Source organism: uncultured Algoriphagus sp. (genome assembly GCF_963974835.1).
Taxonomy (GTDB): Bacteria; Bacteroidota; Bacteroidia; order Cytophagales; family Cyclobacteriaceae; genus Algoriphagus.
In genome coordinates this window covers 12,943-27,995 of sequence record NZ_CAXBET010000005.1, presented here as the reverse complement: position 1 = coordinate 27,995, position 15,053 = coordinate 12,943, and the positions used below count along the sequence as shown (strand labels likewise).

Genomic DNA, 15,053 nt, shown 5'->3' with positions numbered 1-15,053 from the left:
ATGAGGTGCTCCAGCAAGTTTTTTTCTGAACGGGAGATTTGCTGTATGAACTTTTTAAAATAGAGTTATGCGAAACCCAACTCTCATTTTGGGCAAAAACTGAGGAATCGTTAAACACTAGGATATACCTAGTTACCTGAGCAGAATTGTAGAGTTATAGTCCTTCTTACTTCCATTTTTTATGCATTAGGACAGACCCAACGTTAGGCTAATTCCACTAATTCTCGATTGGATTTGACCACACCCAGCAGACCAAAGCAGTATAGGTATATTTCTCGATGATAAAGAAAGCCTATTCATATTTACTACCTCAGTTAGCTATTTAAATTATAGTCTGATCAAAAGCATCATAGTAGCTTTTCTACAACCTTTACTTTTTATACAGAAACTCCTATATTAAAAAACACTTAAACTTTTAGCTATGAGAGAATTTAAAATTAAAAGTTACATTTTCACTGAATACACAGATATTAAGCAAGTAACCACAACCACACCGAGCATTTTCATAATCGCAACTATGGAGACGATGGAGACAGTGCCTATCAGCAATATCTCATTGGATATAGGTTTTCTTACTAGCAATCCCTATGAGGCGGTAAGCTTTGATACTGGCTACCCAATACTTAAGGGAAATGAGGTAATCCTACTTTTACAGCATGAGTATAAAACTACTGAGGCACTGCTTCCAATTGTCCTGGATCTAATGGAGTACCATCCCTTTAGATTTGTCAACTTAGACAACACAAAATCTATAGAGCTAGACGAATTAAGGGAGCTGCTACAGCACCAGTAAAGAACCATTTCAGCCTCTAATACCTGCCAAAATCTATTCCAATACCATCACAAAACTAATCAAGGAATAGTATGCCTAAATAGCTTTATCAATGCTACTCAGCTTTTAAGTATGTTGAGGGTAAAAGGTTACTCAACTTCAGGATCTCCCTGCTCTTTAATTTTTTTTAAATCCCTATCCAGAGCAAGCAGAAAATTAATTAATGCATCCTTTAAAACATCATCACCATGGCAAAAACCCATCAGTATTCCTTCCATAGTTCGAGGATAATGTTTGACAGTAGTATCACCACTAGCTTCATTAAGCTGACTTTCAATCTCTATAGCCCTACTATAAATCTCCAGAATTGATTTTTCAGGATACTCAGCCTGTAATTCCTCAGTAATACTTACATAATGTTTTCGTTTCATAACTAAAAACTAAACATTATTAATATAAAAATCAATCCATAGTTTTAAAATAGTAGAATCTGCAAACCTCAAAGATGAAGATCTTATGTAGGATGCACCTTGCGATCCATGTTTTTTTGCGGGCATATTGGATAGTCTCTAACTTTATTCCATCGCTGGAATGCGTAAATTACTTAGTCCGATTTATCAATTGATAGTACTTGCTAGATAAAGAAGAGAAGTCACGCCAAACGCCGAGCTCACAGGTTTTTGAATAGGATCATATGTCCCCTTTCTGTTTTCGACAGAAAAAGTGAACAGAGTTATACAGGTAATTCTTTGGAAAGAAGGGGGTAGGTACAAAAAATACCATAAACAGGAGGGGCGAGCGTAAAAAAATGATCCCTTTGGCTCATTTTAGCGAAGCAGCCAGGCTGCGCGCTGGGAATCTTCCGATTTTTCCCTTTTCTTGCCTCAGCCTTTTAATTTTTGAGAACAACCTACTTCATAGCCTTGATCTCCTTCTTGAGCAGAGCCGATCGCCCTTTCTTTGAGGAGAGGGGTGAGGTAGAACAACCAACTTTTATAGCATCCTTCCGGGCTTAATTCAGGAAATCCACCTGAACCCAATCTAACCCAGATGTACAAATTTTTGTACTGCTTCCTTTTCACCGCCTTATTTCTACTTGCAGCCCAGCTTCAGGTTCAGACTGTCTCTATCAGTAAGACAGGAGCGAGGTTAAACAAGGAATCCTGCCGCTACTCCATAACAGGCTGGGCTTCAGATCTTGCTGCAGCCAAAAAGATAGGCTTAACTGCCTGTCTGGTATGCGAGTCTTCCAGCACAGAAACGAGAGAAGCCAAACCAATCCCGCTAACATCAGAACCAAAAAAGTTAGAATCAAGCAAAGAAACCATACCGACTCAGCCAGCTTCCACTCAATGCAGAGCCACCACCACCAAATTTGTATCGAGATGTTCACGGAAATCTGCTGCTGGAAGTAGTTATTGCTGGCATCATGATGGATAGAAAGCTATATAACCAAGTGCAAATTAGAAAGGATAGAGGGATGAGTTTGTAACTTCACCCAGTGCCACGAGCAAAATGACTACGCAGAGTGGGGGAGTCGCTTGCAGGCTTTGCGTCACCAATTCCTGAGAATGGGATTTATAAAAAAATTGCTTTTGGAAGCATTTGTTTAAGTGGAGAAATAGTATGGTCAGGCAGTTTCAGAAGTATAAAGAACAGCAATATGAAGCTCAGCTGGATTTTGCCCAACAACTGATTGTTTCTTTCGCTTCCATCATCCATTTGCTTCAAAGGAAGATCAAACCAGAATAGTTCATCAAAATTAAAGTAACAATGGATCAAATTATTTATGAAAACTGGGAAAGTACATTTAGAACGGTTGTGTTAACTGTATTAGGATATCTGGCGATGGTATTTTTGCTTAGGATATCGGGTAAGAGAACCTTGTCCAAAATGAATGCTTTCGACTTTGTAGTTACCATAGCGTTAGGTTCATGTCTAGCGTCGATTTCACTCAACAAGAATATTACCCTGGTTGATGGTGTTTTAGCTATTTCACTTTTTATAGTGATGCAATACATTTTTACATTTCTGTCTGTACGATTTAAAGGTTTCAAATCATTAGTGACTAGTCAGCCAGCCATTGTATTCTATCAGGGAGAATTTTTGGATGACGAAATGAAAAAGCAACGACTCACTCGGGAAGAGTTATATAGTGCATGTAGACTGAAAGGTTATGCCAACTTGGACCAGGTTCATCTGATCGTTTTGGAAAGTACGGGTGATCTCTCCGTCATCGAAGAAGTCAGCAGTGGTAAGATCAGTTCGGTAGGCAACCTTCTAAAAAGTAAGTTTGGTTATTGAAATATCTATTAAGGGAAAAATTGAGAATGATCCAAAATGAGACTAAAGTTGAATTATTTGAGTCGGGTAATTTAGTTTAACAGAAAAAGTATGAATAGCTTATTAAAGGTTTGTTGCTACTCAGCCTTCTTTTCGGCTGTAGGTTGCGGAATCCCAAAGGATTCCCGAGACTCATTGGAGATTGCCCGAAGGCTTAGTTTGAAAGTAGGTGTGACGGATAATCCACCATATTCTTATTTCGACGGGGAAAAGGCTCGGGGAATAGAAGTGGATATTGTTGAAGCTTTTGCTGAGAAGGAAAATCTGGAGGTAGAATATGTGAAAGGATCAGAGACATATCTGGTTAGTAAGCTGGAGAAGGCCGAAATAGCAATATTGGTAGGTGGCTTCAAAAAAAATACTATCTGGAAAGAAAAGGCAGGGCTCACTTCTCCTTATGACGAGGACAACCATGTGATTCTTATTCCCAAAGGGGAGAATAGCCTGGTTTTTACCCTTGAATCATTTCTAAATAACTTATGAGAACTACGGCTGATTTTAGGTTACCTTTTAGGTTAAGATCTACCCTAAGGCAAGCGGTTAAACTTGAATGGATTACTATCGGATATTTGATTTCCGTAATCATTGTAATGAATCTTGTCATGGGCTCAAGCCAGGCAATGAAAACAGCATGGCTTGAAGATGCGCTGAGTACTTTGCCGGCTATTGCTTTCCTTATTGCCAGCCGATATTTTGAAAAACCAGCGAATAAGCGCTTTCCATATGGATTCCATAGAGTATTTAGTATTGCCTTTTTGACAGGTTCGGTAGCCCTGTTTTCCATGGGGTGTTATTTGGCGGTGGATTCTTCGATTTCCCTGATAAATATGGAAAGACCGACAATCGGAAGTGTTTTCATCTTTGACGAGCAGATCTGGATGGGATGGGTAATGATAGTAGCCCTTTGTTACAGCGCTTTTCCTGCGATGTGGCTTGGTTATAAAAAAATGCCTTTGGCTAAAAAAATGCATAACAAAATCCTATTTACTGATGCCAATACTCAAAAGGCGGATTATCAAACAGCCTTTGCAGCTGTAGCGGGCATAATAGGAGTGGGACTCGGGTTTTGGTGGATGGACTCTTTAGCTGCTCTTTTGATATCAGTATCTGTGATAAAAGATGGGTTGGAAAATCTGAAAAATGCCGTGTCGGACCTGATGGACAGAAGTCCCTCAGATGTGACAGGTTCAACCCCAGATGGACTCATAGATGAGATTAGGGAACTTGCAAGCGAATGGCCCTGGGCAGAGAAAATCATGGTTAGGTTCCGGGAGCAAGGTCAGGTGTATTTTGGGGAAGTTTACGTGGTTGCCAAACAAGTTGCAAACCTCGAAGAATTACTGACCGAATCGCAGAAACAGCTGCTTGATTATCATTGGAAAATCCATGATGTGACCATAATGATCGTGAAAGATTTTGAGCAGGAAGACAGATAAGGTATTTTAACAGTGGAATATTGCAGCCTTAGTGAATGACCAGCGAGAAGGTGCATTTTAATTTTTGATGGTGGAATTGAGGGTAAATGCCAATATTTCCTGAGGGAATATGATGGCCACTCTTCTACAAGGTGAGGATTCTTTTTCAACAATTAACTTTAATTAAATTATTATACCTGCGCATAAACTACCCTATTTCTGAATTGGCCCATGGTAGATAGTGTTAGTTCAAAGTGGCTGAATTTTTGGTTTTTAGTTATTGGAATAGACCCAGAAACCAATGAATCGATTGACGCAACTTAAAAACAATTGCACAAGAGCAATTGAGCGATGTATTCAAAATTGTGAAGCAGTTGTCCAGAATCATAAATACTCACCGTGTTTGGATGCCTGCGAATCTGCAAGGTTAGACAGAGGAGTGATGATGTATTCCTGCGCCGAAGCATGCAAAATGTGCATAGCTGAATGTTCTAAACATGACCTTGTCGAATGCCGGAATTGCGTTGAAGCCTGTAAAGATTGCCTGGAAGAATTGAGCCATCGCATGGCCTAATGTCTAGATCCTAGGGTTATTAGGTCCATTTCTTTTTTTATAGGAAGTTTATTGATGACTTCATAGCTGAATGCCAAAGTCTTACCTGAATATTTTCTTAGAATCCCCTGAAGGATTTTATCATACTCATCAAAATAGCGTTTTGAGGAACCCAGTAGCATAAAGTAAACGGATTTGCAAGGTCCATCCTGCAATTTAGCTCCATACAAATTCGCCTTTATTACCGGATGATCCTGCTCCAGATGGGCATTGACTTCTTTCTCATGAAGGAGGTAAGTATATTCATTTAAGAGTTTCATAAGTCAAGTGGGAAGGGTAAAAAATTCAAAAGATTAATATAAGAATAAAATCACAAAATTGCAACGTCTTATATATCAGAGATATACTTAGGATAAAGTTTTGACTGGATCTACTGCGACTATATGTAGGGCTAAATTTTTCTCCCATCTCATCGGCATAGGGCAAAATCCCCCTGTCCATCTCCTGTCAAATTCCAGCAAAGTCAACTCTTTTCGGCACAGGTAGGTGGTCTTCCAGCCTGATAAGCAAAGTGGAAGTCACTGGCTTCATTGTGGATAATCTGATAAATATTTGGATACTGGCTTCAGGGTCCAGATCTACCAAGTATTCACGGATTTTCTTCCCTGGTGATTCAAATAAGCCCAGCCAGAACATGCCATCAACCTTCCCATAGAGGTAGGTGAGCCCAACCACTCCATGCGAATACACTTCAAGATATGCCGGATCCTTGATATCCATCTGATCTCCATAGATGGCTAGTAGACTATCCCGTGCCGTAATACCTGGATCATCTGGAAGACTGGGGATTTGCTCTTCAGAACAAGCTCCCAAAGCAACAGAAACTATCAGAAAAACAGGACTGACTCCTTAAAAAAAACTTCATAGTACAAGATAATCAGAAGATTATATGCAAAAATACCCTGTACAGGGTATTTTTTTATATCCATATATTCCCGTTCTTACAATTGCTCAAAACATCAGAAAACGCACCAACTTTTAGTATCCTCTCTAGGCTTAAATCCTAAAGTTCTTTTTTATTATTTTCTTTCACATACATAATCATTAAATCATGTCAAAATATGTAGTTAAAAAGGCAACAAATGGTCAATTTTTCTGGGTTTTAAAGGCCGGAAATGGAGAAACTCTTCTAACTAGTGAAACTTATACGACAAAGCAAGGATGCTTACAAGGCATATCCAGTAGCAAAAATTGCGTTTCGGACACAAATTTTAGAAGATTAAGCTCAGCCCGCATGGAGCCATATTTTACACAAGTAGCCAATAACTACCAAGTGTTGGGTACAAGTGAGATGTATAGCTCTTCTTATGCAAGAGATCAGGGTATAGAAAGCGTCAAAAGAAATGCGCCAAATGCACAAGTCGAAGATTGACTTAAGCAAATTCATTAATTCTGACAGTGACTTCGCCAACAATTGGTATACCTTCAAGGACTTTAATACAGACCCCATTCACCACCTTTTGATTCTGATATCTTGATGATAGTACTAAACAAGCGCCCTCTCTCTTCAGGAGAGAGCCTGTCCCGATAGCGCAGCGTATCGGGAGAGGGGTGAGGTGACAAACTGCTGTACGGCTTCTTTTCCACGCTCTTCTTCTTGCTTGCTTCCCAGCTTCAGGCGCAGACGGTCTTTATCACAAAGACAGGAGTGAAGTATCACAAAGAGTCCAGTCGCTACGCCAAAACAGGCTGGGCAGCTACACTTACCGATGCAAAAAAGATGGGATTGACCGCCTGTTTGGTATGCAAGCCTTCCAGCACGGAAACGGGAGAAGCCAAACCTCTTCCTCTATCGGCTGGGTCAAGTAAAACAGAGCCAAGTAAAGAAAATAAGCCAGCACAAGCAACTTCCTCCCAATGCAAGGCAACCACAAAAGCTGGTTCCAGATGCTCAAGGAAATCTGCGGCTGGAGGTAGTTACTGTTGGCAGCATGATGGGTAAGCGGGGATACGGTTGCAAATAAATAATAGTAAAAAACGTAAAGTCAGGTCACCAGAAATTGATGTTTAGTCTTTACGAAGAAGTCTAATAAATGCCTTAACAATATCTTTATGAGTTACGATTATTCAAGTCTTCACGAAATTGACGAGTCTACAGAGTTTACAAGAAGCTATGATACTAGATACATAGCAGAGATTAAGCATTTAGGCTTGGGGACATACAGGGTTTTAAAGGATCTTGATAGTTACATCTTGGACAAAAAGATTAAAGCTCAATTTTTTAAGTGGGATGAACAGTGGAATAAAATAGAGCTCAGAAGTAAAGCAAATTCCGAAAAGGAAAATAATTTAAGTACAGCTGAGGAAAAAAGTTTAGAGGCTAAAACGCTGCAAGATGCTGTCTCAAACCTTCTTCATCATACACTGGATATTGATGATACGGTCGACTGGGAGAGTTTGAAGGATTTCAGAAAATTCAAAATACCAAATCCCATAAATGGATTAACCAGTGAATTGAAAAAGCATAAGGAACCAACCCCTCCTGTTTTTAGAGAAAAAAGTGCTCAGCCTCAAAGTTACTATTTTAGTCCAAAGTTATCCTTCATTGATAAAGTCATTCCCTCATTTAGAAAAAAGAAAGAAGATAAAGCGAATCAGGAATTTGAAATGGTGTTGGAATCATGGAAGAAAAGCGTAATGGAGACGGAAGCTTATAATGTCTCCTTGCAATCCGAATTCGAAAGAAAACTATTAGCTGTTGAAGATGAAAAGGAGAAGGTAAGATCTCATTTCAGAGAATTGGAAAAAGAATGGCTATTGCATCAAGAGGAGCATTATGTCAATCAAAAAGAGCATAATGAAAATATAGATATTTTAAAAGAGAGGTATTTCTCCTGTGATCCAAGGTCAGTTATTGAGTATTGTGAGATGGTACTGAATAACTCAGAATACCCTGATAGTTTTCCGAAGGATTTTGACATTGATTACAACCCCGAAACAAGAATCCTGTTGGTAGAATATGTTTTACCATCCCCATCTCAAATCCCCACTTTACTAGATGTCAAATATATAGCTACCAGAAAGGAGTTAAAGGAATCTCATTTGTCAGAGGCACAAGTTGCACGAATTTATGACGAGTCGATTTACAAAATTACCTTGAGGACAATACATGAACTTTTTGAAGCGGATCAGGCCGATGCTTTGGATGCGATAATATTTAATGGTTGGGTTGAAGCAATAAATAAAGCCACAGGGAAATTAGTGAATAACTGTATAGTTTCCATTCAAGCTGGGAAACCAGAGTTTATGGAGATAAATCTTGCACATGTAGATCCCAAAACTTGCTTTAAAAATCTAAAAGGAATAGGAAGCAGTAAATTAAGTGGAATAGTGGCAGTTCAACCAATCGCTCAAATCAATAAGGAAGATAAGAGATTTGTTTCTTCCTATGATGTTGCAGACCGGATTAATGAAGGAGATAATTTAGCTTCCATGGATTGGGAAGATTTTGAACATTTACTGAGGGAGATATTTGGGAAAGAATTCAATTCAAATGGGGGAGAGGTAAAGGTAACTCAGGCAAGTCGAGATGGTGGAGTTGATGCTATTGCTTTTGATCCTGATCCAATAAGAGGTGGTAAAATTGTGATCCAAGCTAAAAGGTATACAAATACAGTGGGGGTCTCAGCGGTAAGGGACTTGTATGGAACTGTATTAAATGAAGGGGCTACTAAAGGTATTTTGGTTACCACAGCCGATTATGGGCCGGACGCTTATGAATTTGCTTCTAATAAACCGATTACTTTAATGAATGGATCAAACTTACTTTACTTACTTGAAAAACATGGGCACAAAGTAAGGATTGATTTAGCTGAGGCAAAAAGGATTCAGAAAGCGATCAATTAGAATTTTGAATCAGATCATAAAATCACAAGCAAATGCTAATTTGAAATAATAATTGGGGTGAAGATATTGGACTACATAGTTAATAACTAGCAGCGCCAAGCGCCCTCTCCTAAAGGAGAGAGATGGGGTGAGGTAGACTAAGTCAATTACAAATTGGTAAGGATAGAGGGGTGTAATTGCAAATCCCACCCAGTCATCACAAACCATTTAGCCACGCCCATACGGGGAGTTAAAGAATAAAATCCCTTACTGAATATGACATGAAATACGAATTAAAAAATGGTAAAAAAAATTCAAACACTTACAAGCAAATCTGGAATTGATAACGGTGTATGGGAGAAGTTTTTCTCATACTTTATACCATACATACTTGGGATTATCTTTGCTGGTTTTAAGGATAGAATATCAGGGAGTATACGTTTGTTTTTTCAAACAGTGTTTTCAGATAAAAAAATTTCTGAGAGCTATGTAGATTGGTTAACTTCTATTTACATACTAATTACTTTTTCATTTCTTTTTTGGTTAGTTTTTTATTATGGTAAAAGGAATAAGACGGGCAATGAGAAAATGGATTCAGCTATTTCAGATATCAAAAACTCAATATATAAGGCACCAAATATTAAGATTTTTGATCAGTATGGGCCAATCTATAAAAGTATAATGAAGAGCATCTGGTTAGCAAAAAATGCTAAAATACCAATTTCAAAAGAAGCCTACGAAATGATATTTATTAACGTGTTAGATGGTTTGAGAGATCTGATTTCTAGATTTTCAAACATAGAAAAGAGTAAATATTCAGCAGATTTAATGATCTTTATTAAAACTGAAAATGACGTCCTTATAAAAGAACTTGAAAAAAATAAAACTTGTATAAGGAATTATATTAAAATTGAGTATTTAAAAGGGGTCTTGACCAATCTGCCCGAAATTTATTCATTTGATGGCTTAGACAATAAGAATAGGCAAATTACTATTCCTATAATAAACGAAAGAAAGATTAATCTTTCTCAGGTTCCTGGTTCGGGGTTAGCTTTCCTGAAGGGAGAGTATTATTGCAAAAACACTCTTGATAGTAGTAAGGAGTATGATTCTCTGCCGGAAAAATTAAAGGATGATGTTGTTAAATATTACGAAAAAAACCGTAATTTTTTCAATAGTTTTGCTTCGTTCTCGTTAATTTGTGAAGGAGAGCAGGGGGTTGATGTGGTTGGGACTTTGAATATTTACTTTAAAGATGAGAATATTTTGGGAAGTGATGCCACATTCCATAGTACTTTCGAAGCATTTGCTCTGCCAATTTTGAATTCTTTGGCATATGAGTTGAGAGATTATGTTCAATTGTATTATAATAGCAAATTAAATTAACAGAGGGAGGAACTTATGACTGAAAATCTTAATATTAATAATGCTGATTTTTTGAGAGAACAGTTAAGAAAAATTCGCGAAGAAAAAGAACGCCTATTGAAAAAAATAGATGATGGAATTAGCGCTAATGGAGGCTCTTCGGTAGTTAAATATTATGGTGGGTTTAGTTCAATTAATGGTAATGAATACACTTTTGATGAATTATTTCCGCCAGAAGTTGATAAAGAAGAAGATTCGGTTTTAACCGTTTAAATATTTCGTTTAATCGTACTATTAATTTCGCTTTGTTAACACCGTTGTAAAAATGATTGTGAGTTTTAACACGGCACAAAAAACTCGTCATTTATCTATTAAAATTCTGAGCTTTACAGGAATTTGGAATTTGTAAAGAAATTATACATGAGGGGCTAATGCCCCTCTTGTTTTTTTAATCCACTGAACGGTTAAAGTTTTAAAGACTCCATAAACCAATCCCAAAGACTTTTCTTCTTATTCTCTTCAATCAGTAATTTTTTTTCAGGCTTAGGGGTATAGTACTTCTCTTTGGCTACAATATCGGCTTGCCTCCCGTTTGAAATTTGATCATCTGACCAAGATCCGGACCATTCCACATTTCCCTTTTTGATCCAGTAGTGAGACTGACAGTCAAAATTCCAATTGCCGATGGAAGGATAGAGCGAAATGCTTTTTCCGTCAAATGTCATTTTCCAGTCAGTAGGAGAGAATGGTGTCACCACTTTATTGCGGCAGCCACACACACAAAGGTGTATGGCTGTGCAATAATCTATAGAAATGTATAGTATTCCTTCATGTAATTGATCAGGAATAAATTCTACAAAACTATGTTGCATGATCATCATTTAGGATTTTTGAAACCTCAATTGAATAAGTTGAATGATGCTCATTTTCCAAATCAGCATATATACCAGAACACTTTTTCCATCTGATCACTGCCATGGCTCCATTAAGGACATTTAAATCCGCTATCTGAATGTTTGTAGCATATTCATTATCCCCTGCTTCTTCGGGAAATATCCTTGAGTTTAAATGGTCTGTTTTTTCGGTAGAACCAGAAGTCACCCTAACTGCCCCAGTAAGTTTTCCATCTACTTCAATTATGCCAAGACCAACATCCGAAAAGGGAATTCCCTTTTCAGCTAAATAGTCGGTGATCATTTTTCTAGCTGCATTATTATCCACACAGACAAAGACATAGGACATCTCATCCAACTCAGACAAATTACCTTTTTTAACATAGTATGCATGCTCCACAATTCCTTTATGCATTTTGGAATATGTCTCATTATAGTAAGAGACTTTTGAAGGACTCTGGTTGAGAATATCGACAGAAGCAGCACCTGGAGATCGAAATGCATTGTGCTGGTCAAAGCTGTCTCCATCATAGATATGAATTTCTCCCACAGGAGTTTTGGCCACCAGATCCAGTATATAAGCACCTGTTCCGCCAAGACCCACTATTGCAATCTTATGTCCCTTTACTTTATCATTGATGTTCTCAATTTGAGCCCTGCTCGAATTGGTGTCGATGTACTGGAATACCGTTTCACATGCTGAATCAGCAATAACTTTAAAAGTCTTCTCAGTCACTCTGCTATCTAGAAATTTAGCCGATGCAGAAATGATATCCGCATATCGCTTGACCTTCTCGTATTGATTCGGATATCCTCCGGGTGGTTTGTTAGAAAATGATCTATCAATATGAATTCTGTCATTCAGTTTTTTTGGATTGTTTGAATGCTGTATTTCAGAAATCACAGTGCCATCTAGATTGCATGGATTTTCTCCGGCAAACTCTATTACATGATTGTTTGGCTTCTCGATTTTCCCATTCCCAATCAAAGTAAGTGGGCTTACCAATGTTCCGTATTTGATTTCTTTTTTTGAATTCAGATAGGGGATATGGTGGACAAGTAAATGTCCACCTATAATTTCCATTTCATAGCCCTCATCCCGAAGGCGTTTTAAGTCCGGATTACGATTTATCAGTTGCTGTGACATTGAATACCATTTTGTTTTTAACACGTACAACTGAATTTTTCACCATAGTCCCTTCGGGTTTTGGTTCATGTCCTCTGAAATAGTTAACCGTATACCCTTTATTTGGATTAGGGTCATAAGCTCCAAAGGCCAACTTTATAACTTGCTCGAAGGAAATCGTTGGTTTGTCCCAGCCCTTCTCTTGCGCGTTTACGATGACCGTAAATTTGACTGGAACAGGTTTGGTGATAAATTTCTCCTTTCCTGGTCTAGCAAGATCTACTATCTCATCCTCAGTGATCAAATCGTCCTCCCATCCTTCCTTGATATCCAGGAAAATGTCTACCTCTGGAGGAATGTTTCCAAGCTCCCGAATTTGAATTCCTCGGATATACTGTTTGTACCAGACAAATGGCTTTCCATCGATAGAGAAGTGAAGCTTCTTTTTTACAAAGAAGTACTCTGTCTCTGGTCTGGCAAGATTGACTGACTTGTCGTTTTCTATTAGCTCGTCCTTGTAAGGTCGAGCTATTGAAAGAAAAAGCTCGGTGGTTAATGGGATCCCAGCAAGTTCTTTAAGCTGTGCTCCAGTCAAGTATTGTTCGAAGGTTTCATACTGCTTACCTTCAATCACGAGCTTTAGGCCCGGATTTTTTTGGGGTATCACCCCTTCTTCGAAATTGTTCATTTTAATAATCTTTTTGGTGTTAAACACTTTTCACTTTCACTTTCACATTCCTATCATTTCAGCAGTGAAAGATTTTGTGGGCAATGCCCTGAAAATTAGCCTTCTGGTTGCAGTTAAAATTGTTTAGTTAGTACTGCCGGCATATGAATTTTCATATGTTAAAAATTCCTATAGGCTTGCATTTATCACTTAAAGGAGGTACGTTCGAAGTCTGAAAACAATCGTACCGAAAGCCTTGCAAGGGCCTAGGTTTCCTTAAAGGAAAATGAAACCGGGAATTTTTTCCGGTTTTTCTATTTTTAGTAGATTTTCATTTTAGTGCTTCTTGTCTTTTATTGATCTAGGATCGTTTCCAGGCTTCACGGTATCGCTGTCTCTGATAGGTCCTGCATTCGGGCGATGGATCCTAACTTCACCTCCTCCATTATTTGATGCAAACTTTTTTGCGGTTTGCTCTGCTTGCTTCTGGGTTGGAACAACTGCTGAAGCCTTTTTACTACCTTCTTTTTGGACGTTCCATCCCTTCTGCCCTGCTTTTTGTGTTACATGATAATTTGCCATAAATCCTTTGTTTTTATTTTATAATGCCTCAAAATTATAAAATCTAAATTTATCAAGCAAGTAATTATTGTAAATTTAGATTTCATTTAGATTTTTGCTTGATATTTAAACGGGTTTTGTATCTTTGTAAAAAAAAATGATGAGTTCACTTGGCATAACCTTAAAAGATGCAAGAAGAAACGTTGGGCTTACTTTGAGGCAGGTCGAAGATTTGACAGACATTTCTAACGCTTATTTAAGCCAATTAGAAAATGATAAAATAAAAAATCCATCCGTTAATATTTTGTCAAAACTTTCTTCTTTATACAAAGTATCTTTAAAAACCTTACTATCAAATGCAAATTTGATAGATAGAAAACAAGCTCAGCAGGAATCAATTAATTTGAACTTTGCTCAAAAAATAGCATTTCGAGCGGAGAATTTAACTGAAGAGGAGCGCAATGATGTTCTGAAGTATCTAGAATTCATTAAATCACGAAAAAAGGAATAATGATAGATGACTTTACTAGAAAGGAAATTGAAAAAATTTCTTATAATATTTTAAAAGAGAGTAAATCCTTCGATGTTTTTCCTACTCCAGTCGATAATATAATAGCTTATTCGAATTTCGCCATTGATACCCAAGTAGATTTAAACAATATTGACACGTCATTCTTTGATTTGTTAAGGGATAAATTAATAAATCCTTCAAAGAGTGCTTTACAAAGTGCCCTGTCAAAAATTAAAGGCATTTTCGACAGGCAGGAAAAAATCATTTATGTAGATTCAAATTTAGATAAAAATTTAGGTAAGAAGAATTTCGTCAAATTACATGAAATTGGACATGGTGTTTTGCCATGGCAGAACGAAATTATGCTAGCCTTAGATAATGACGAGACCTTATGCGAAGATTATGGGGAACAGTTTGAGGCAGAAGCAAATTATTTTGCTTCCATCACCTTATTTCAACATGAACGCTTTTTGGAAGAATGCCAAAAATTGAAACTAGGACTTGGTGCTGTAATGGAATTGAGAAAGAAATTTGGTTCGTCTGTTCATTCAGCCTTTAGGAATTATGTTCTTCAATCAAAAAACAGGTGCGCGTTACTTGTTCTAAATCACCCTGTTAATCAAAATGGTCATGTTAATATATTAACTACAAGGGATTTATTCTACTCAAAAACATTTATTAAAGAGTTTGGTGAATTATTGCTTCCCGAACAGTTTGGTTTTAAATGGGCATTTGTACAAGACTTTAAATTTGGAAAGAAGTTTCACGAAAAAGGAGCGATTTCATTAACTACACAAGAAGGAGAGGAAATAAAAGCGGCATATCATTTTTTTAATAATACATTTAATAGTTTCGTTTTTATTTTTCCAAAAGGAGAAAAAAATAAGGCGAAGACTAAAGTCATTCTTCAATGACTTTATATTTAAGGATTAAACTTTCTGGTAAGTTTAGAAACAAATTTT

At 37.4% G+C, this 15,053-nt stretch carries 20 protein-coding genes; 12 read left to right on the top strand and 8 right to left on the bottom strand.

The genetic code is table 11. The features are described from left to right. Window positions 1-421 precede the first annotated feature (421 nt). The gene (locus AACZ73_RS11540) at window positions 422-793 is read left to right on the top strand and encodes a hypothetical protein (RefSeq protein WP_339877972.1); all 372 of its coding nucleotides are present in this window, start codon (window positions 422-424) and stop codon (window positions 791-793) included. Window positions 794-921: 128 nt separating this feature from the next. Here AACZ73_RS11540 and AACZ73_RS11535 read toward each other — a convergent pair whose 3' ends face one another. Next, complete coding sequence (locus AACZ73_RS11535) at window positions 922-1,203, bottom strand: hypothetical protein (protein WP_339877970.1); 282 nt, start codon at window positions 1,201-1,203, stop codon at window positions 922-924. Between the two features lie 619 nt (window positions 1,204-1,822). Here AACZ73_RS11535 and AACZ73_RS11530 point away from each other — a divergent pair. The 4 genes from AACZ73_RS11530 (at window position 1,823) to AACZ73_RS11515 (ending at window position 4,551) form a co-directional block, all read left to right on the top strand. Further along, a complete protein-coding gene (locus AACZ73_RS11530) occupies window positions 1,823-2,212 on the top strand; it encodes a hypothetical protein (RefSeq protein WP_339877968.1) in 390 nt (129 codons plus the stop codon). 333 nt (window positions 2,213-2,545) lie between these two features. Then, window positions 2,546-3,076 (top strand): YetF domain-containing protein, encoded by a 531-nt coding sequence (locus tag AACZ73_RS11525; RefSeq protein ID WP_339877967.1) that lies wholly within the window; start codon window positions 2,546-2,548, stop codon window positions 3,074-3,076. Window positions 3,077-3,166: 90 nt separating this feature from the next. Beyond that, window positions 3,167-3,598 (top strand): transporter substrate-binding domain-containing protein, encoded by a 432-nt coding sequence (locus tag AACZ73_RS11520; RefSeq protein WP_339877965.1) that lies wholly within the window; start codon window positions 3,167-3,169, stop codon window positions 3,596-3,598. Continuing rightward, window positions 3,595-4,551 (top strand): cation diffusion facilitator family transporter, encoded by a 957-nt coding sequence (locus AACZ73_RS11515; protein WP_339877964.1) that lies wholly within the window; start codon window positions 3,595-3,597, stop codon window positions 4,549-4,551. The genes AACZ73_RS11520 and AACZ73_RS11515 overlap by 4 nt, the downstream gene beginning before the upstream one ends. A gap of 406 nt (window positions 4,552-4,957) precedes the next feature. On the opposite strand, the gene AACZ73_RS11510 is transcribed toward AACZ73_RS11515, so the two are convergent. The 3 genes from AACZ73_RS11510 to AACZ73_RS11500 form a co-directional block, all read right to left on the bottom strand. After that, complete coding sequence (locus tag AACZ73_RS11510; RefSeq protein ID WP_339877962.1) at window positions 4,958-5,092, bottom strand: hypothetical protein; 135 nt, start codon at window positions 5,090-5,092, stop codon at window positions 4,958-4,960. Window positions 5,093-5,100: 8 nt separating this feature from the next. Beyond that, entirely contained in the window at window positions 5,101-5,403 is a 303-nt protein-coding gene (locus AACZ73_RS11505; RefSeq protein ID WP_339877961.1) for a hypothetical protein, read from the bottom strand. A gap of 187 nt (window positions 5,404-5,590) precedes the next feature. Continuing rightward, the gene (locus AACZ73_RS11500; protein ID WP_339877960.1) at window positions 5,591-5,956 is read right to left on the bottom strand and encodes a hypothetical protein; all 366 of its coding nucleotides are present in this window, start codon (window positions 5,954-5,956) and stop codon (window positions 5,591-5,593) included. Between the two features lie 238 nt (window positions 5,957-6,194). Here AACZ73_RS11500 and AACZ73_RS11495 point away from each other — a divergent pair, with 238 nt between their 5' ends. The 5 genes from AACZ73_RS11495 to AACZ73_RS11475 all read left to right on the top strand — a co-directional run bounded on the left by AACZ73_RS11495 (window position 6,195) and on the right by AACZ73_RS11475 (window position 10,606). After that, window positions 6,195-6,515, top strand: a complete 321-nt coding sequence (locus AACZ73_RS11495) for a YegP family protein (protein WP_339877958.1) — start codon at window positions 6,195-6,197, stop codon at window positions 6,513-6,515. A 225-nt stretch (window positions 6,516-6,740) separates the two neighbouring features. Next, window positions 6,741-7,085 (top strand): DUF5763 domain-containing protein, encoded by a 345-nt coding sequence (locus AACZ73_RS11490; protein WP_339877956.1) that lies wholly within the window; start codon window positions 6,741-6,743, stop codon window positions 7,083-7,085. Between the two features lie 110 nt (window positions 7,086-7,195). Beyond that, the gene (locus AACZ73_RS11485) at window positions 7,196-8,989 is read left to right on the top strand and encodes a restriction endonuclease (protein WP_339877954.1); all 1,794 of its coding nucleotides are present in this window, start codon (window positions 7,196-7,198) and stop codon (window positions 8,987-8,989) included. Between the two features lie 279 nt (window positions 8,990-9,268). Then, window positions 9,269-10,354, top strand: a complete 1,086-nt coding sequence (locus AACZ73_RS11480; RefSeq protein ID WP_339877952.1) for a hypothetical protein — start codon at window positions 9,269-9,271, stop codon at window positions 10,352-10,354. A 15-nt stretch (window positions 10,355-10,369) separates the two neighbouring features. Beyond that, window positions 10,370-10,606: a hypothetical protein gene (locus tag AACZ73_RS11475; protein ID WP_339877951.1), complete on the top strand. Its 237-nt coding sequence runs from the start codon at window positions 10,370-10,372 to the stop codon at window positions 10,604-10,606. Window positions 10,607-10,797: 191 nt separating this feature from the next. On the opposite strand, the gene AACZ73_RS11470 is transcribed toward AACZ73_RS11475, so the two are convergent. From AACZ73_RS11470 to AACZ73_RS11455, 4 genes are all read right to left on the bottom strand, one after another. Further along, window positions 10,798-11,205 (bottom strand): DUF6527 family protein, encoded by a 408-nt coding sequence (locus tag AACZ73_RS11470; protein ID WP_339877949.1) that lies wholly within the window; start codon window positions 11,203-11,205, stop codon window positions 10,798-10,800. Next, window positions 11,195-12,373, bottom strand: coding sequence for a ThiF family adenylyltransferase (locus AACZ73_RS11465; protein ID WP_339877947.1), 1,179 nt, complete (start codon window positions 12,371-12,373; stop codon window positions 11,195-11,197). The genes AACZ73_RS11470 and AACZ73_RS11465 overlap by 11 nt, the downstream gene beginning before the upstream one ends. Beyond that, the gene (locus tag AACZ73_RS11460; protein ID WP_339877945.1) at window positions 12,348-13,040 is read right to left on the bottom strand and encodes a multiubiquitin domain-containing protein; all 693 of its coding nucleotides are present in this window, start codon (window positions 13,038-13,040) and stop codon (window positions 12,348-12,350) included. The genes AACZ73_RS11465 and AACZ73_RS11460 overlap by 26 nt, the downstream gene beginning before the upstream one ends. 315 nt (window positions 13,041-13,355) lie before the next feature. Further along, window positions 13,356-13,601 (bottom strand): DUF2188 domain-containing protein, encoded by a 246-nt coding sequence (locus AACZ73_RS11455; RefSeq protein ID WP_339877944.1) that lies wholly within the window; start codon window positions 13,599-13,601, stop codon window positions 13,356-13,358. Between the two features lie 136 nt (window positions 13,602-13,737). Between AACZ73_RS11455 and AACZ73_RS11450 the strand changes: the two genes are divergently transcribed. After that, window positions 13,738-14,091: a helix-turn-helix transcriptional regulator gene (locus AACZ73_RS11450; protein WP_339877943.1), complete on the top strand. Its 354-nt coding sequence runs from the start codon at window positions 13,738-13,740 to the stop codon at window positions 14,089-14,091. Next, complete coding sequence (locus AACZ73_RS11445) at window positions 14,091-15,005, top strand: ImmA/IrrE family metallo-endopeptidase (RefSeq protein WP_339877941.1); 915 nt, start codon at window positions 14,091-14,093, stop codon at window positions 15,003-15,005. Before AACZ73_RS11450 ends, AACZ73_RS11445 begins: the two co-directional genes overlap by 1 nt. Window positions 15,006-15,053 lie beyond the last annotated feature (48 nt).